This is a genomic window from Rhizobiales bacterium NRL2 (assembly GCA_001664005.1).
Taxonomy (GTDB): Bacteria; Pseudomonadota; Alphaproteobacteria; order Minwuiales; family Minwuiaceae; genus Minwuia.
The window spans coordinates 2,205,376-2,223,165 of sequence record CP016093.1 but is presented as its reverse complement, the minus strand read 5'-3'; the positions used below and the strand labels follow the sequence as shown (position 1 = coordinate 2,223,165).

At 68.1% G+C, this 17,790-nt stretch carries 16 protein-coding genes and 1 tRNA gene; 5 read left to right on the top strand and 12 right to left on the bottom strand.

Features of this window, described 5'->3' with window-relative positions; genetic code table 11:
- Window positions 1-37 precede the first annotated feature (37 nt).
- From TEF_10325 to TEF_10295, 7 genes are all read right to left on the bottom strand, one after another.
- A complete protein-coding gene (locus tag TEF_10325) occupies window positions 38-1,585 on the bottom strand; it encodes a glutamine-hydrolyzing GMP synthase (GenBank protein ANK81147.1) in 1,548 nt (515 codons plus the stop codon).
- 73 nt (window positions 1,586-1,658) lie between these two features.
- A complete protein-coding gene (locus TEF_10320; protein ID ANK83410.1) occupies window positions 1,659-2,156 on the bottom strand; it encodes a hypothetical protein in 498 nt (165 codons plus the stop codon).
- Between the two features lie 51 nt (window positions 2,157-2,207).
- Window positions 2,208-3,497: a hypothetical protein gene (locus TEF_10315; GenBank protein ANK81146.1), complete on the bottom strand. Its 1,290-nt coding sequence runs from the start codon at window positions 3,495-3,497 to the stop codon at window positions 2,208-2,210.
- A gap of 22 nt (window positions 3,498-3,519) precedes the next feature.
- Window positions 3,520-5,013 (bottom strand): IMP dehydrogenase, encoded by a 1,494-nt coding sequence (locus tag TEF_10310; protein ANK81145.1) that lies wholly within the window; start codon window positions 5,011-5,013, stop codon window positions 3,520-3,522.
- A gap of 70 nt (window positions 5,014-5,083) precedes the next feature.
- Complete coding sequence (locus tag TEF_10305; GenBank protein ID ANK81144.1) at window positions 5,084-5,752, bottom strand: transglutaminase; 669 nt, start codon at window positions 5,750-5,752, stop codon at window positions 5,084-5,086.
- A gap of 115 nt (window positions 5,753-5,867) precedes the next feature.
- Window positions 5,868-6,569, bottom strand: coding sequence for a 23S rRNA methyltransferase (locus tag TEF_10300; protein ANK81143.1), 702 nt, complete (start codon window positions 6,567-6,569; stop codon window positions 5,868-5,870).
- A 9-nt stretch (window positions 6,570-6,578) separates the two neighbouring features.
- On the bottom strand, window positions 6,579-7,562 hold the full coding sequence (locus TEF_10295; protein ANK81142.1) for a hypothetical protein: 984 nt from the start codon (window positions 7,560-7,562) through the stop codon (window positions 6,579-6,581).
- Window positions 7,563-7,751: 189 nt separating this feature from the next.
- Here TEF_10295 and TEF_10290 point away from each other — a divergent pair.
- The 4 genes from TEF_10290 to TEF_10275 all read left to right on the top strand — a co-directional run bounded on the left by TEF_10290 (window position 7,752) and on the right by TEF_10275 (window position 10,774).
- Window positions 7,752-7,825, top strand: a tRNA-Gln gene (locus TEF_10290).
- A gap of 148 nt (window positions 7,826-7,973) precedes the next feature.
- The gene (locus TEF_10285; protein ANK81141.1) at window positions 7,974-8,711 is read left to right on the top strand and encodes a hypothetical protein; all 738 of its coding nucleotides are present in this window, start codon (window positions 7,974-7,976) and stop codon (window positions 8,709-8,711) included.
- Complete coding sequence (locus tag TEF_10280) at window positions 8,712-10,097, top strand: MFS transporter (protein ANK81140.1); 1,386 nt, start codon at window positions 8,712-8,714, stop codon at window positions 10,095-10,097.
- A gap of 23 nt (window positions 10,098-10,120) precedes the next feature.
- A complete protein-coding gene (locus TEF_10275; protein ID ANK81139.1) occupies window positions 10,121-10,774 on the top strand; it encodes a hypothetical protein in 654 nt (217 codons plus the stop codon).
- A 48-nt stretch (window positions 10,775-10,822) separates the two neighbouring features.
- Here the strand turns inward: TEF_10275 and TEF_10270 are convergent, their stop codons facing one another.
- Together TEF_10270 and TEF_10265 are read right to left on the bottom strand one after the other, a co-directional pair.
- A complete protein-coding gene (locus TEF_10270; GenBank protein ANK81138.1) occupies window positions 10,823-11,113 on the bottom strand; it encodes a hypothetical protein in 291 nt (96 codons plus the stop codon).
- Window positions 11,114-11,130: 17 nt separating this feature from the next.
- A complete protein-coding gene (locus TEF_10265) occupies window positions 11,131-12,288 on the bottom strand; it encodes an acyl-CoA dehydrogenase (protein ANK81137.1) in 1,158 nt (385 codons plus the stop codon).
- A 121-nt stretch (window positions 12,289-12,409) separates the two neighbouring features.
- On the opposite strand from TEF_10265, the gene TEF_10260 reads away from it, so the two are divergent.
- The gene (locus TEF_10260) at window positions 12,410-13,639 is read left to right on the top strand and encodes a hypothetical protein (protein ANK81136.1); all 1,230 of its coding nucleotides are present in this window, start codon (window positions 12,410-12,412) and stop codon (window positions 13,637-13,639) included.
- On the opposite strand, the gene TEF_10255 is transcribed toward TEF_10260, so the two are convergent.
- The 3 genes from TEF_10255 to TEF_10245 all read right to left on the bottom strand — a co-directional run bounded on the left by TEF_10255 (window position 13,640) and on the right by TEF_10245 (window position 17,773).
- Window positions 13,640-15,523, bottom strand: coding sequence for a hypothetical protein (locus TEF_10255; GenBank protein ID ANK81135.1), 1,884 nt, complete (start codon window positions 15,521-15,523; stop codon window positions 13,640-13,642). It abuts the gene before it with no gap.
- The gene (locus TEF_10250; protein ID ANK81134.1) at window positions 15,516-16,112 is read right to left on the bottom strand and encodes a hypothetical protein; all 597 of its coding nucleotides are present in this window, start codon (window positions 16,110-16,112) and stop codon (window positions 15,516-15,518) included. The genes TEF_10255 and TEF_10250 overlap by 8 nt, the downstream gene beginning before the upstream one ends.
- A 113-nt stretch (window positions 16,113-16,225) precedes the next feature.
- Window positions 16,226-17,773 (bottom strand): hypothetical protein, encoded by a 1,548-nt coding sequence (locus tag TEF_10245; GenBank protein ANK81133.1) that lies wholly within the window; start codon window positions 17,771-17,773, stop codon window positions 16,226-16,228.
- Window positions 17,774-17,790: the final 17 nt, after the last annotated feature.

Genomic DNA, 17,790 nt, shown 5'->3' with positions numbered 1-17,790 from the left:
GATGCAGTAAACGGGCCAGAGGACACTGGACGGGGCGCTATTCCCACTCGATGGTGCCGGGCGGTTTCGAGGTCACGTCGTAGACGACGCGGTTGACGCCGCGCACCTCGTTGATGATCCGCGTCGCCGTCTGCGCCAGGAAATCGTGGGGAAACTGGAAGAAGTCTGCGGTCATGCCGTCGGTGGACGTCACCGCGCGGAGCGCCAGCACGTGATCGTAAGTGCGCTCGTCGCCCATCACGCCCACCGTCTGCACCGGGAGCAGCACGGCGAAGGCCTGCCAGATCTCGTCGTAGAAGCCGGCCTTGCGGATCTCGTCGAGATAGATCGCGTCCGCCTTGCGCAGCGTGTCCGCGCGGTCCTTGCTGACTTCGCCGGGAATGCGGATGGCGAGCCCCGGCCCCGGAAAGGGATGACGGCCCACGAAGCCTTCCGGCAGGCCGAGTTCGCGGCCCAGGCGGCGGACCTCGTCCTTGAACAGCTCGCGCAGCGGCTCCACCAGCTTCATGTTCATGCGCTCGGGCAGGCCGCCGACATTGTGGTGGGACTTGATGGTGACGCTGGGGCCGCCGGAGAAGGAGACGCTCTCGATCACGTCCGGATAGAGCGTGCCCTGGGCCAGGAAGTCGGCGCCGCCGACCTTTTTCGCCTCGGCCTCGAAGACGTCGATGAACAGCTTGCCGATGGCTTTGCGCTTCTGTTCCGGGTCGGTGACGCCGGCCAGCGCGGTCATGAACTGCTCTTCCGCCTCCACGTGGACCAGCGGGATGTTGTAGTGGTCGCGGAACAGGCCGACGACCTCCTCGGCCTCGCCCTGGCGCATCAGGCCGGTGTCGACGAAGACGCAGGTGAGCTGTTCGCCCACTGCCTCATGCACCAGAACCGCGGTGACCGCCGAATCGACGCCCCCCGACAGGCCGCAGATCACCCGCCCCTGGCCGACCTGTTCGCGGATGCGCCGGATCTCGGTCTCGCGGAAGGCGGCCATGGTCCAGTCGCCGACGCAGCCGCAGACGCGGGCGCAGAAATTGCGCAGCAGCGCCGCCCCGTCAGGCGTGTGCATGACTTCGGGGTGGAACTGGACGCCATAGCGGCGGCTCTCATCGTCGGCGATGGCGGCAAAGGGCGCATTGGCGGAGCGGCCGACCACGCGGAATCCCTGCGGCAGGGCGCTGACCGAATCGCCGTGGCTCATCCAGACCTGATAGCTGTTGCCCGCCGACCAGACGCCATCGAACAGGTCGCAGCCGTCGACGACCTCAAGCCGGGCGCGGCCGAATTCCTTGTGATCGCTGGGGTCGACCTTGCCGCCGAGCTGCGCGGTCATGGTCTGCTGACCGTAGCAGATGCCGAGCAGCGGCAGCCCCGATTCCAGGATCGCCGGCGGCACGCGCGGCGTTTCCTCGAAGGTGACGCTGGCCGGCCCGCCGGAAAGGATCACCCCCTTCGGCCCCATGCGCTCCAGCGCCTCGGGCGAGCGGTCGAAGGGAACGATTTCGCTGTAGACGCCAGCTTCCCGGATGCGGCGCGCGATGAGCTGCGTCACCTGCGATCCGAAGTCGACGATCAGAATGCTGTCGGTCATGGCCGCCCGCCCGTGGAGGAAAGCCCCCGTCTAGCGGGGCGGCCATGACTTGTCCAGCAGGCGGACTACCGCCTCAGCTCGAGCCCTTGGCGCGGGAAACCGCGTCCTTGAGCGAGGTGTATTCGGCGCAGCCGAAGGTGCAGATCGAATCGAGCGCCGCCAGGTGCTTCTCCGCCTCGGCGACATTGCCCATCTCCAGATGCGCCTGGCCGATATACTCGTGGGCGCCCTTGTGCTCGGGGTTCAGGTCCAGCGCCACCTTGTAGGCGTCCAGCGCCCCCTGGTAGTCGCCCGACTTCCGGCGGGCATAACCCAGGTAGTTGTAGGCGTCGGCGTTGTCGGGATCGGCGTTGATCGCCTTGCCCATGTAGACGATGGCGTTGCTCCAGTCCTGCGCCTCCACGGCGGCGACGCCGCGCTCATAGAAGCCCGGCTCCTTGATCACGCTCTTCTCCGGCTTCGACGAACTGGACGAATCGTCCGAACTCGAGCCCATGGCGCCCGCCGCCAGCGGCGCGAAGGCCACCGAAGCCACCGCGAGGGCCGCGGCCAGGCCACGAATCTGATGCAACATTCCGAAACTCCTGATCTGTCTCTCTAGCGTCGCCGAGCCTGCTGAACCTTAGCTGAATACCCGGGTCATTACAGCGGCAAAAAAGCCGTCGACCCCTTGCTTCAGCGGCGTCAGGCGGAGAAAGTCTTCCGTTCCGCCCGCGTCCGGCAGGTCCGTCAATCCAGCCGCCGTGGCGGCTTCCCGCCAAGGCGTGAGGGAAAACTCGGTCCGGCGGGCAAGGAAATCTGTGACAGGCTTCTCATTCTCGGCGGCCAGGAACGAACACGTGATGTAGACCAGCCGGCCGCTCGGCTTCACCAGCTCGGCCGCCGCGTCGAGCATCGCGCCCTGACGAACGGCGTTGCGCGCCAACCCCTCCGCCGTCATGCGCCAGCGCAGTTCCGGCTGACGCCGCCAGGTGCCGCTGCCGGAACAGGGCGCGTCCACCAGCACGGCGTCCATGCGGCCCCGCCAGTCGTCGGGCCAGCCCGCCTCCGCCGGCTGACGACGCGTCTGTATGTTGCGTACGCCGGCGCGTTCGGCCCGCGCGCCCAGACGCCTCAGCCGCCCCGCATCGACATCGACGGCGAAGATCTGTCCGCGGTTGTCCATGTCGGCGGCCATGGCCAGGGCCTTGCCGCCGGCGCCGGCGCAGATGTCCGCGATCCACTGGCCCTGCCGCGCGCCGACCAGTTGGGCGACGAACTGACTGCCGGCGTCCTGAATCTCGAACAGTCCCTGCCCGAACGCCCTGCTCTGGTCCGCCCGGCCGTCCGATGTCAGGCGCAGCGCATGGGAGGCCAGCGCAACAGGTTCCGTGGCGAAGCCCTCCTCGGCCAGCATCCCGGCCAATCGGTCGCGGTCGGTCTTCAGCGTGTTGGCCCTGAGATCGGTCGCCGCCCGGCCTTCGCAGAGCGCACGCAGTTCGTCTTCATGCGAGGGTCCGAGACTCTCCGCGATCTCCCCTTCCAGCCAGACCGGATAGTTGAGGCGCGCCCAGGCCGGCGCCGTCTCCATGTCGCAGAGGACGGCCGCCGAAAGCGCTCCGCGCTCCGCCTCGTCGGGAACCTCCGGGCCGTACGGGCCCTCGGCGAGACCCGGGTCGCGCTCGAGTGTCGTCAGAAGAAAGACCCGTAATCTGTTGTCACAGCGTGATTCCGCCTGCGACAGACGCCAGTCGAGTTCGCCGCGGCGGCGCAGAACGCCATAGACGGTCGCGCCGATGGCGCGGCGGTCCCCCGACCCGGCGTAACGCCGTTCCCGGAAGTATCCGCGCATCAGGTCTTCGAGAGAACTCTGCACGGTTTCCAGCCGGTCGAGGATCTCGATCGCCGCCCCGAGACGGGCCTCGGGCCTCATGCAGTGATTCCGGACAACGGGCTCAACCGCTGTAGTTCGGGGCTTCCCGGCTGATTTCCACGTCGTGGACGTGGCTCTCGCGCAGGCCGGCATTGGTGATGCGCAGGAATTCGCAGTTCGAGCGCATCTCGTCGATGTCGCGGCAGCCGGTGTAGCCCATGGCCGCGCGCAGGCCGCCGACGAGCTGATGCAGAACGGCGCCCACCGGGCCCTTGTAGCCGATGCGGCCCTCGATACCTTCGGGCACCAGCTTCAGCTCCGATTTGACTTCCTCCTGGAAGTAGCGGTCGGCCGAGCCGCGCGCCATGGCCCCCACCGAGCCCATGCCGCGGTAGGACTTGTAGGAACGGCCCTGGTAGAGGAACACCTCGCCCGGCGACTCGTCGGTGCCGGCCAGCAGGGAGCCGATCATGGCGCAGGAGGCGCCGGCGGCGATCGCCTTGGCCAGATCGCCGGAGAACTTGATGCCGCCATCGGCGATGGCCGGCACGCCCAGCTTGTCGCACTGTTCGACGACATCCATGACCGCCGTGAGCTGCGGCACGCCGACGCCGGCGACCACGCGCGTCGTGCAGATCGAGCCCGGGCCGATACCGACCTTCACCGCGTCCGCGCCGGCGTCCACCAGTGCCATCGCGCCCTCGGCAGTGGCGACGTTGCCGGCCACCACCTGGGTGAAGTTCGACAGCTTCTTGATGCGTGTCACCGCTTCCATGACGCGCGAGGAATGGCCGTGGGCGGTGTCGACCACCACCAGGTCGACGCCGGCATCCATCAGCGCCTCGGTGCGGCGGAAACCTTCGTCGCCCACGCCCGTGGCGGCGGCGACGCGGAGCCGGCCCTGCACGTCCTTGGAGGCGTTGGGATACATCTCCGCCTTCTCGATGTCCTTGACGGTGATCAGGCCGACGCAGCGGTAGTCCTCATCGACGACCAGCAGCTTCTCGATGCGGCGCTGGTGCAGCAGGCCCTTGACCTCGCGTTCCTCGATGTTGCCTTCCTGGATGACGACGAGATTCTCCTTCGTCATCAGTTCCGAGACCGGCTGGCGGGTATCGGTGGCGAAGCGGACGTCGCGGTTGGTGATGATGCCGACCAGCTTGCGGCTGCCGCGCTCGACCACCGGGATGCCGGAGATGCGCCGGGTCGCCATCAGGGCCAGGGCATTGGCCAGCGGCTCGTCGGGGTAGATGGTCACCGGATTGACGACCATCCCCGATTCGTAACGCTTGACCTTGCGCACTTCGTCCGCCTGCCCGGCGATGTCGAAATTCTTGTGGATCACGCCCATGCCGCCCGCCTGCGCCATGGCGATGGCCATGTCGGATTCGGTCACCGTGTCCATCGCCGAGGAAAGCAACGGAATGCCGAGGGAAATCTCCCGCGTGACGCGGGTTTTGGTGTTCACCTCGGCAGGCAGGACGGAAGAGGCTCTGGGCGCCAGCAACACGTCGTCGAACGTGAGGGCTTCGCGAATCTTGATCACTGGGAACACCTCCGGCTGCGAGACCGCCATGTATGGCATCGGGAGATGAACGGCAAGCGGACAGTCGGGCGCAGCCGCGGGCTGTCCCGGTGCGGCGCCTTCAGGCGGCGCTCTCGGCCGCCGCCTCGGCGGTGAAATCGCCTTCGATCGCCTTGTCGAACATGTAGGGATAGATCTCGCGGAATTTCGCGCTGATCTCCTCGAAGGGCATGTCGTCGCGGTGGCCGCGCTCCTTGACGTATTCCATGTGCTTCTTGCCGTCCGCGGTCAGCGGATGAAAGATCGAATCCGTCTCGCCGTCGAATTCCAGCGGCAGGACGCCGAACTTCTCGCAGAGTTCCAGGTTGAAGGCCGGCGTCGCCTTCACCCACCGGCCACCGATCTTCAGCTCCGTATAGCCGTGATAGTAGAACAGGTCCGTGCCCATGGTCTGGCGCATGCGCTCCGTCGACAGGTGATTGCGCACGTCCGCGAAGCCGAGCCGCGCGGGGATCCCCTCGGCCCGCGCCGCGGCCGCCAGCAGCCCGGCCTTGGTGATGCAGAAACCCGCGCCCCGCTCCAGGCAGGCGCTGGCGCGGAAATGATCCCGGTCCATGACCACGCCATAGGGGTCGTAGCGGAATTCGTCGCGCACGGCGTAGTAGAGGCGGATCGCCTTGGCCTTCGGGTCGGTCTCATCACCCACGACGCGCCGGGCGAAGGCGGCGATCGCCGGGTTGTCGGCATCGATCAGGTCCGTCGGCGCCAGGCAGGTCTCGCTTTCGCTCATGGTCGGTTCTCCTCGGTCTTTCCAGCGGGGCGGATGTTCCTCTCCCGCCGCCGGCGGATCAAGAGCCGCCGCGGCGGGTCCGCTTCCCGCCCTGCGCAGGACCGCTCGGCGGGCGCTATTGCTGCTCCGTGTCATCGCCGCCCCGAAACCCCGTGGCCACCATGTAGCTCTCCGCGGACCCCTTGCGGCTGGCGTCGGGCTTGGCGAAACGAACCTGGCGGAAGTCGCGCTTGACCCGGTTCAGGAAGTCGTTCTCGCCACCGCCCTGAAGCAGCTTGACCGCAAACGCCCCTCCGGGCTTCAGCACCTGCGCGGCGAAATCGAGCGCCAGCTCCGCCATCGCCATGATGCGCAGATGGTCGGTCTGGCGGTGCCCCGTGGCCGGCTGCGCCATGTCGGACAGGACCACGTCCGCCGGACCGCCAAGGCGTTCGCGGACCTTCGCATCGGCATCGGCCTCGGTGAAGTCGAGCTGCATGACCTCGACGCCGGGGATGGGCTCCATCTCCAGGATGTCGACGGCCAGAACATATCCGCCCTCGCCCGTTGCCGCGGCAGCGACCTGCGACCAGCCGCCCGGCGCGGCGCCCAGATCGACGATCCGTCCGCCCTTCCGCAACAGGCCGAACTTCTCGTCGATCTGCAGCAGCTTGAAGGCCGCGCGGGAGCGCCAGCCCTGGGCCTTCGCCTCCGCGACATAGGGGTCGTTGAGCTGCCGCTCCAGCCAACGGGTCGACGACAGCTTGCGGCCGCGCGCCGTCTTCACCTTTTCGGTCAGCCGACGGGAGCCGCCGCCCGGTCCGGGTTTCCTGGCCATTCGTCCCTCCTAGTCGCCGGCCGCGAGCAGGGGCGCGTCGGCGGTCATCAGTTCCAGGAGGATGCCTTCCCTGAGCCCCCGGTCGGCGACGGTGATCTCCTGCACCGGCCAGAGGTTGAGGATCGCCTGCAGGATGGCGCAGCCGCCGACCACCAGGTCGGCGCGACCCGAGCCCACACAGGGATGGGCCGCACGCTCCTTCAAGGTCAGCCGGCGGAGATGTTCGGAGATTTCGGTCATCCGCGCCGCCGGCATGGTCAGCCCGTCCACCGCCGTACGGTCATAGCGTACGAGATCGAGGAACACGCCGGCCAGCGTGGTGACGGTGCCGGAGGTCCCGAGCAGCCGGAACGGCCGGTCCATGGCCGCCCGGGTCTCGACCTGGAAGTCCATGATGGCCTCCTCCGAGGCCGCGACCATGCGTCTGTAGGTTTCGTCATCGACATCCACGCCGCCGAAGCGCTCGGCGAAATTGACCACGCCGATGGGGAAGGAGGCGTAGCGTACCAGATGATGCTCCCCGCCTCCGAAAGGCTCGGCAAGCGCCAGTTCGGTGCTGCCGCCGCCGATATCGAAGACCAGCGTCGGTTCGGACTGACCGAGCAGCAGCGACTTGCAGCCCGCCAGTGCCAGCGCCGCCTCCTCGGCGGCATCGATGATCTCCAGCCTGAGCCCGGTCTCCCGCTTGACCCGCTCGATGAACTCGCCGGCGTTGTCCGCGCTCCGGCAGGCGGCGGTGGCGACGCAGCGCACATCCCAGCAATGGTGGCGGGCGATCTTGTCAGCGCAGACCTTCAGCGCCTCGATGGTGCGCGCCATCGCCGGTTCGCCCAGACGGCGGCTCTCGCCGACGCCTTCGCCGAGACGGACGATCCGCGAATAGGCGTCGGTCACCCGGAAACCATCGCCATCCGGCCGCGCGATCAGCAGACGGCAGTTGTTGGTGCCCAGGTCGATGGCGGCGTAGCTGCGCCGCCGCAGACGATCGTGCACCACGCTGCCTCCACTCCTGTGTTACGGCGTCCGTTCGCGCCCGCGCCGCGCGAACCGGGCGGGCTGGTTCAACGGGCAGATTAGCAAGCCGGGCCGTGGCTTGTTAAGGTGCAACCGGAACTTCCAACGTCCGGTTGACATCCACGGGCCGGCCCAATAGATAGTCCCGCGCCCGCCGGGCGTATCCGCTGGGGGATCGTCTAATGGTAGGACAGCGGACTCTGACTCCGCCAATCTAGGTTCGAATCCTAGTCCCCCAGCCAGTTTCCTGCGCTTCCCCCACGTGCGACGACCCGGTCATTCAACGGTTGGTCTGCGCGCGATGCTGCAAGACCGGACTGGCGTTCCACTCGATTTTGTCCGAGCGTATACCGCTCGCAGCCAGCCCGTTCCACGACGTCAGGCACATGAATGGACACGGTCCTCCTGGAACTGTCCCGACTGCAGCGCGAGATTCAGGGCGCGCTCGCATCGTCGTTTCGCGAGGCGACCTCAGCTGACGACTGGACGCAGGGCGCGCTCGTGCTCCTCCTTTCCATCGTCTTCGGCCTGGTCCACGCCGTCGGCCCTGGCCACGGCAAATCGATCCTGATGGCCTATTTCATGGCCGGCGACGCCCGCGTCCGGCAGGCATTCACCAGCAGCCTCAAGCTGATCGCAACTCATGTCGGTTCCGCCGTCGTACTGGTACTGGCGGCCCTGACCATCGTCGACATTTCCTTTGGCTTCCGGCCTGCCGATTTTCCGCTCGTCCGCCAGATCAGCTATGGGGGCGTCGCCCTGGTAGGATTGTTCCTGCTCATTCAGGCCCTCCGCCCGCATCCCGCCCGGGCGCATGTGCACGGGGGACGATTCCTGCCCTATCTGGCCGGCCTTTCGCCCTGTCCGCTGACGACCATCATCATGGTGGCGGCGAGCGGCACCGGCGCGGTCGCGTTCGGCGTTCTCGTCTCGATCGCCATGGCGCTGGGCATGGTGGCGACCGTTGGCGCATTCGCGCTCCTGGCGATCCTGGGGCGACGTTGGTTGATCGCCGCCTCGAGCCGCCACATGTCCACCATCATGAGGGTGGGCAGAGTGCTTCAGGTCCTCGGCGCCGGATGCGTGATGGCGCTGGGCTCGTTCCTGCTGCTGGCGGAGGTGACCTGATTGAGCCCGACGGAGACCACGCTTTCCCCCTTCGCGCACCCCGTCTACCGGCAGCTCTTCGCCGCTCAGGTGACCGCGCTGATCGGCACCGGACTTTCCACGGTGGCGCTGGCGCTGCTGGCCTATGACCTGGCGGGCGGCGACGCCGGCGCGGTGCTCGGCGGCGCGCTGGCGCTGAAGATGGTGGCCTATGTGTTCGTCGCGCCGCTCGTCGGCGGCCTGGCCCACCGGCTTCCGCGGCGAAAGATGCTGGTCGGCCTCGACCTCGCCCGGGCCGCCTTCGTGCTGTGCCTGCCCCTCGTCGACGCGATCTGGCAGATCTACGTCCTGATCTTCCTGCTCAACGCGTGTTCGGCCGGATTCACGCCGACGTTCCAGGCGACAATCCCGGACGTGTTGCCCGACGAGCGGCGCTACACTCGCGCGCTTTCGCTTTCCCGCCTTGCCTACGACCTGGAAAACCTGCTCAGTCCGGCCCTCGCCGCGGCGGCCCTGCTGGTCATCAGCTATGATGGCCTTTTCGCCGCGAACGCCGGCGCATTCCTGCTCTCCGCCGCGCTGGTTCTGTCGGTCACCCTGCCGCGCCCCCTGCCCACCGAACGCGGCAAGAGCGTGATGGCGAACATGACGTTCGGCGTCCGGGCCTATCTGTCGACGCCACGTCTGCGCGCACTGCTCGCGCTCCACATGGCCGTGGCGGCCGCCGGCGCCATGGTCATCGTCAACACCGTCGTCTACGTCCGCGACCATCTGATGCTCGGCGAGACGCAAACGGCCGTTGCCTTCGCTGCCGCCGGCACCGGCTCGATGGTCGTCGCCCTCCTCCTCCCGCGCCTGCTTGACCGCCACGAAGACCGCCCCTTCATGCTGGCCGGCGGCGCGCTGATGACAGCCGCGCTCGGGTTGGGCTGGTTCGCGCCGGGTTACGCGACCCTGCTATTCCTCTGGTTGCTCCTCGGCGCCGGGTCCTCCCTCGTGCAGACGCCGGCGGGACGCCTCATCCGCCGCTCCTGCCATGACAGCGACCGTCCGGCGCTGTTTGCCGCACAGTTCGCCCTGTCGCACGCCTGCTGGCTGATCGCCTACCCATTGGCGGGATGGCTGGGCAGCGCCGCCGGGATCCTGACAGCATTCCCGGTGCTCGCTCTCGTGGCCGCCCTGTCGGCGCTGCTCGCCTGGCGCCTGTGGCCAACACCGGATCCGGTCGTACTCCGCCACGAACATGAAGCGATGCGGCACGAACATTTCCACGTGCACGACGAGCATCACCAGCATCCGCACGAAGGTTGGGAAGGTCGGGAGCCGCACCGCCATCCGCACAGGCACGCCGGCGGTCAGCACACCCACGCTTTCGTCATCGACATGCATCATGATCGCTGGCCGTAGGTTCAGGAAGGAAAAGTCCGCCCATGCTGCCCTTCACGACCGACCAGTTCCTCGAGGTCTTCACCGCATACAACCAGGCCATCTGGCCCCTTCAGATCGTCACGGAAGCGCTTGGCCTGGCGATGACAGGATGCCTGTTCATCGGAAATGGAGGGGCGCAACGGGCGGCGTTCGCGTTGCTCGGGGCGATGTGGCTGCTCATGGGCGTCGGCTACCACCTGACGTTCTTTGCGCAGATCAATCCCGCGGCGAATGTGTTCGGCGCGCTGTTCATCCTCCAGGCGGTCCTGTTCGCCATCGAAGGCGCCTGGCGAGGCCGTATCAGCATGCGTCTCGAAGGCGGTTTCCGGGCCTGGCTCGCGGGCGCTCTGATCGCATATGCGCTGATCATCTACCCCATGATCGGCCTGCTTGGCGCCCAGCCCTATCCGGAAACGCCCCTGTTCGGGGTTGCGCCCTGTCCGACGGTGATCTTCACCCTGGGACTGCTCATTCTGGCCGATCATCCGCAGCGCTGGATGCTGGCGACAATTCCTCTGGTCTGGAGCCTCATAGGCGGGTCCGCGGCAGTGCTCCTTGAAGTGCCCCAGGACTTCGGGCTCGCCGCCGCCGGCATGTTTCTGGTCATCGCGATGCTGAGTGGCCGGCGAAGCCGGCACGACAACCCCGGCTACTGAACCCGGCGGCGAGGCGGGCTCCCAGAGGATCCCGGCTCCGCGGAGGGGTCACGCACCATATCCCAGGGACATGCCGACTATCACGGCAACCACGCAGAAGATGATGTAGTACAGCCCCAATCGCGCCTCCGAACTCGCGGGCAGCCACTGGAAGGCAGGCTTGCGGCTCTCCTGCTGCTCGCGCTCGTACACCGCTGTCTCGGCCGGTGTCGGCGAGCGGAACTGATCGTCGAACGGATAGTGTTTCAGCCGCCCGGGATCCGCGAGACATCGCGGGCAGTCGCGTTCACGCAGCCCGACGACCAGTCCGCAGTGTCGGCAGGTCTTCGCGCCGTCCATGCCGTACGCAGGGCCGCCTATACCTCGTTCCGCGAATAGAGGTCGCGGCCGATGATCTGTTTCATCACCTCGATGGCGCCGCCGGCGATCCGCGTCACCCGCGCGTCCACATAGGCCCGGGCGATCGGATATTCGTACATGTAGCCATAGCCGCCGAAGAACTGCAGGCACTGGTCGACCACCTTGCAGTGCAGATCCGTCGACAGCATCTTCGCCTTGGCCGCATCGACCGAGGTCAGCTCGCCAGCCATGAAGCGCTGGATGCACCAGTCGACGAAGACCCGCATCGCCGTGGTCTCGGCGTCGAGCTGGGCCATGACGAACTGCGTGTTCTGGAAGTCGGCGATGGTGCCGTCGAAGGCCTCGCGGGTCTTCGTGTACTCGACGGTCTGGCGGATCGCCGTCTCGGCGCAGACGACCGAGCGCACGGCCTGGGTCAGACGTTCCTGCGCCAGCTTGGTCATCAGCATGGCGAAGCCCTTGCCCTCGTCGCCCAGGCGGTTGCCGACGGGGACGCGCACGCCGGAGTAGAACAGCTCCGAGGTGTCCTGGCCCTTCATGCCGATCTTCTTGAGATTGCGGCCGCGCTCGAAGCCCGGCGTGTCGGTGGGCACGGCGATCAGACTGACGCCGCGGGCGCCGGCCTCGGGGTCCGTCTTGGCCGCGGTGACCACGACGTCGGCGTTCTGGCCGTTGGAGATGTAGACCTTCTGGCCGTCGAGCACGTAGTCGCCGCCGTCGCGGCGGGCGCGGAGCTGCAGGCGCTTCACGTCGCTGCCGGCGTTCGGCTCGGTCATGGCGATGGCGCCGACCGCCTCCCCGGTCACCATCTTCGGCAGCCATTCCCGCTTCAGGTCTTCCGAACCCCAGGCGAGGATGTAGGGCGCGCACATTTCCGAATGGACGACGAAACCGGGGCCCGAGAGCCCGGCGCGGGCCAGTTCCTCGATGACCACGACGTCGTAGAGCCAGTCGGCGCCACTGCCGCCGTATTCCTCGGGCATGCTGCAGCAGAGCATTCCCATCTCGCCGGCGCGCCGCCAGACATCCTTCGGCACGATCCCGTCGTCCTCCCACTTCTCGTTGTGGGGGACCATCTCCGCGTCGATGAAGCGGCGGACACTGTCCCTGAACTGGTCGTGCTCCGGCGAAAACAGCGTGCGCTGAACCGACATCTCTTTCCTCCCCTTGGTCGTCCGCCCCCAATCTCTTCCAAGGCGCGCCGCGACGCAACGGCGCATAGGCGCGCGCCGGCAAAGCATGGACAGCGGCGGCGCACCGGGTTCTGGTGCTGCTATGAATCTCAAAGTCGACAATGGTGGCGAACACGGCCTGAAGCGCGTGCTGGGGCTCACGCTGCTGATCCTCTACGGCGTCGGCGTCACCGTCGGCGCGGGCATCTTCGTCCTCATCGGCTCGGTGGTCGGGGTCGCGGGCCCGCGCGCGCCGCTTGCCTTCCTCCTCGCGGCGGCCATCGCCGGCGTGACGGCGGTCAGCTACGCAACCCTTTCGCGCGGCTTTCCGGCAGCGGCCGGCGCGTCGCTCTACGTCAAGGCCGCCCTGGGGCGGGCGGCAGGATTTCCGGTCGGCATCGGCGTCGCCCTGGTCGGCATCGTCTCCAGCGCCACGATCATGCTGGGCTTCACGGGCTATCTGGCGGAACTGCTTGCGGTGCCGCAGCCGCTGGCGATCGTCGGCGGACTCGTACTCACCGGCCTGCTGGTGCAGCGCGGCGTCAGCGAGAGCGTCGGCGCCGCCGCGGTCCTGACCGTGGTCGAGATCGGCATCCTGCTGGTCGTGATCGTCGCCGGCGCGCCGGTCCTGGCCACGGCCGAGGTCTGGACGGCCGCCTTCGGGACGGGAAGCGCCCTCCCGGTCACAGCCGTCGTCAGCGCCGCGGTACTCGCCTTCTTCGCCTTCATCGGCTTCGAGGACATCGTCAACATGGCCGAGGAAACGGTCGATCCCGCCCGCGTGATGGGCCGCGCCATAATCGGCACCCTGGCAATCTCCACCGCGCTCTATCTGCTGCTGGCGCTGATCGCCGCGGGCGCGCCCGATCCGGCGGCGCTGGCGGCCAGCGGCGCGCCGCTGGCGACGATGTGGCAACAACTGACCGGCCAGTCGAGCGCCTGGCTCTCGACGCTCGCGCTGATCGCCGTGGTCAACGGCGTGATCGTGCAGACCATCATGGCCAGCCGTCTGCTCTACGGCATGGCGCGGGAGGAGATGATGCCCGCCCCACTGGCCCGCGTCGGGCGGCGGCGGACGCCTTATGTCGCGATCTGGCTGGTCGTTGTCCTGATCGCCATTCTGGCGCTGACCCTGCCCATCGAGACCCTCGCCCGTGCAACGACCACGGTGACGCTGCTGGTTTTCGCCGCCGTCAATCTGGCGCTCCTCGTTCTCGGCTCGCGGGAAAAGGAAGGCCCCCTGCGCCGCCGGCGCTGGATTGGCGCGCTGGGTCTCGCTCTGACCGCCGGCCTCGCCATTCGGGAGATTCTCTCGCTACTCGGCGTTATCTGATCAGGATGCCGTCCGGGCCAGCACGTGGAGGTCCAGCGGTTCCCGGCGGCCGCGCACGGTCTGCCCGGGCAGAGCCTCGAAGCCGTCGAGCAGGTCCGTTCGACCTGTCGCGCGCCCCGCGGCGGCCACGGTTTCGCTGATCACGACGGTCGCCGCCAGGTCCGCGCCAAGCGCCTGAAGGCGGCTGGCCACGTTCACGGTGTCGCCGGTTGCGGTGAGCTCCAACCGGCGCCGCCCGCCGATCGGGCCGACGACCACCGGCCCGTGATGCACGCCGATGCCGAAGCCCCAGCGCCAGTCGGCCGGCGTGTCCGTCCCGCCCGACCAGGCCTCGAGACGGCCTGCCATGTGCCGGGCGCAGGCGAGCGCGCGGACCGGATCGTCCGGCGCCGGCGCGGCCATACCGAAGACGGCCATGGCGCCGTCGCCCAGATAGCTGTCGATGGCGCCGTCATGGGCCTCCACCGAGGCTTCCACAACAGCGTAGAATCCTTCCAGCAGGGCCGCCGACCGTTCCGGCCCGAGCGCTTCGCTGAGTGTGGTGAAGCCGCGGATGTCGACAAAAAGGATCGTCGCCGGACGGCGGCCCCGGCCGAATCCCGGCTCATCCCGACCCAGCGCCTCGGCAAATCCGGTGGGCACATATCGCGACAACCGGCGCCTGGCGTGATCGGTGCTGATGATCCGCGGCAAGGCGGCTGCCGCTGCGGCGGCCAGCATCGTGGCGGTCGGCAGGGCCGCATCGATCCACCACCCGCCCCGCACGAAGGCCAGTTGCAGTCCGGCCAGCCACGTGACCAGGAGCACGCCGCACCCGGCAGCAGCCATGCCGGGGCGCGCCCGGCCGGCGAACAGCGCAAAGGCGACGCCACCGGTCAGCAGGGCCGCGAAGCTCACCATCCGCGTCAGCGCATCATGACGGAGCGTGCGGCCCGAAATCAGGTTGTCGGCCGCCGACGCCAGCACTTCGACACCCGGAACGCCGGGGCCAAAAGGCGTCGCGAACCGGTCGCCCAGGCCGGTCGCCGCCACGCCGACGAACGCGGCCCGCCGCTCCACTGCCCTGTCCGGAACCCCGCCCGCCAGCAGATCGTCAAGCGACCAGGACGGCAGACTGCCGGCGGGACCGGGAAAATCGATCGGCAGGCGCAGGGCGCCATCCAGTGGAAAGGATGCGTCGCCGAGACTCAGGCCATCCCGTGCACTGACCGCGATGCCGGAGCCTGGCGTGCGATGGCGCTGGGCCACGACCACCGGCAGGGCGGGATACAGCTGACCCTGGTGCGGGATCGCCGCGTGCAGAAAGCGCAGCCTGTTGTCGGCGTCCACGATCACCTCGGCATGTCCCATCGCGGCGGCCCGAGCGAGCGCGGGAAAGGGCGGGACCACGCCGCCCCGTCCGCCGCCGGTGCCGATACCCTGCCGGATGTCGACCGCAGCCTCCCGTATCGCGGGCGGCGCACGCGCCCCGCCGCCGTCGAAGACGAACGCGAAGGGGACCACCACGTCGTCGGCGGCGCCGACGCGGCGGACAAGCTCCATGTCGCCTTCGCCCTGGGGATCGGCCAGCAGCAGGTCGAGGGCGATCACGCGCGCGCCGGCATCACGCAACGCTGTCACGGCATCCGCCAGGACGCGGCGCGGCAACGGCCATCCGCCGGCGCTGGCGATGCTGCTGTCGTCGATCAGGACAAGCAGCACTTCCGGCTCCGCTGTCGCGGTGCCCCGCACCTGGAACCGCCAGTCGACGGTGCGGCCCTCCAGCGCCCGGAGCATTGGCGCCTCGTAGGCCAGCAGGTAGATCAGCGCGCCGGCCGCGATGGTCGCGAAGGGCGGCAGCCAACGCGAACGCCCGGCGCCGCCGTTGCGAACCGCGTCACTCAATCCGGGTCCGGGCGCGCAATGCCTCGACACGGGCCGGCGGCCAGCGCTTGGCGCGTCCCGGCGGCTCGCCAAGCGGGATGTCGCTGCCCTGCCCCGCCTGCAAGCCGACCGTCTCGTCATGGCCGGGCGCGCTGACCGACACACGCCCTTCCAGAACGAAGACGCCGGTCGTCTGCGGATCGGTGGAAACGATCAGCCCCGTCGAGCGGACCGAAGCCGTCGCGGTACGCGCACGCACGGAGACATCCCGGCCGCCGTCGCTGTCGGTCAGCAGAATCCGAACCGCGCCATAGATGAGGTCGAACAAGCCCGCTGAGCCCGGCGCGAAGCGTTCCACTTCGACGCGGGTTTCCGGGCCGACCGTCATTGCCGAGCCGTCATCGAAAGCGATACGCACTTTCGCGCGGTTCCCGGTGATCAGCGCATCGTCGCGGAAAACCGCCATGCCGTGGCGAAGTTCCCGGGCCTCGCCGGGCCGCTGCGCCAGCACCTCGCCCTCCTGGGCGTCGACATGGCCGACCGGCGAGGGTTCCGCCAGCCCCGATCCCGTCAGCGTCGCCGCCAGCAACAGGGCCGCGGCCGCGGCCAACACATGCGCGCGACCGTGAGGCATTCGCGTTCGCAATCCTTTTCGCATGACAGGCAACGCTAACAAGCACGCGCCGCCGCGTCAGCCTCTCGAAAGGCTAGGAGGGAAGGAACTCAGACCCAGCGGATGAACAACCAGACCGTGCCCGCGTCGGCGCCCGGCCGCATCTCGATCAGAACCTTCCAGGTCCGGCGCAGGGTGAAGACGTAGCTGAACAGTTCGCTGACGGAGCGCCCCTGGCTGACGTCGCGAAAGCGCCCGTGAAACGCGTCGGTGAACGTGCAGGGCGCGACCTCGCGGAAGAAGCTGCGCCCGATCACCCTTTCGGGCCGCATTTCGGAGAAGCCGGATTCGGTGTCGTTGTATTTCAGCACCCGCCCGCTGTCGTCCAGCAGGACAGCGCCTACCGGCAGCCGGTTCAACTGCCCGTCATCCATCCGGACCGCTTCGGCAGGCACATCGACGCCGTCGATGGTGAAGAACGCCTTCAGACCCTCCACCGAAGGCGCGGGACGCTGGCCTTCGGGCGCCTGGACCCGCCTCGCCGGCAGCACCAGAAACACCGTCGTGCCGATGTCGGGCTGACTGTTGACGTAGATATTGCCGCCATGGACCTCGATCAGGGCGCGCGTGATAGGCAGGCCGAGCCCCGCACCCTGGGTCTGACCGTCATAGGCATGGTCGATCCGGCCGAACGGCGCCAGCGCCGTGGGCAGATCGTGGGCGGCGATACCCCTGCCGGTATCGGTGACGAAAAAGGCGATCCGGCCATCGTCCAGCAGTTCCGCGCCCGCCAGGATCCGACCGCCCGGCTTCATGTACTTGCGCGCGTTCGCGATCAGGTTGACCAGGGCCTGCCGCAACATCCGGCGGTCCGCGAAAACGGTGATGTCGGACGGACAGCGCCCGCGATCGACGAATTTTCCACCCGCCTCAGACCGTTCCGAAGTCAGGCGGATCGCCTCATCGATCAGGTCGTCGACCGGGCAGTCCTCCTCGACCATTTCCGTCGACCCGCTCTCGATGCGGGCGAGGTCCAGGATATCGTTGACGACGTCGAGCAGGTGCCGGCCGGCGAACCGGATATCGTCGACATAGCTCCTGTACTTTTCGTTGCCGAGCGGCCCGAACAGTTCCGAGCCGAGCATCTCCGAGAAGCCGATCACGGCGTTGAGCGGCGTGCGCAGTTCGTGACTCATGTTGGCCATGAAGCTCGACTTGGCGGTGTTCGCGACTTCGGCCCTGTCGCGGGCCGTGGCGAGTTCCAGTTCCAGCCGCCGGCGGTCCGTCAGATCCAGCGTCGTGCCGATCAGCCGCACGACGCGCCCGCCGTCACGGAGGGGCGTGAGTACCGTGCGGGCAAAGAAGAATCCGCTCGGCAGCACGATCTCCTCGTCGTACTGCTCGACATCCCCACCCTCGATGCAGCGTCGGTAGTTGCGGGCGACCGCCTCCGCCTGCTGCGGCGAGAGTACGTCTTCCAGCCGCCGACCGTTCAGTTCGGCCGCATCGATGCCGAAGGCGTTCTCGTAGAAGGCGTTGACGAACTCGATCTCGTAGCCGTCGTCGCGCACGCCGATGACGAACACCGGAATGCCGATCGTATTGAGGAGGCTGGAGAGGAAGCCGACCGGAGTGGTTGCGAGTCCCCCCTCGTCCATTGTCTCGAAACGCACGC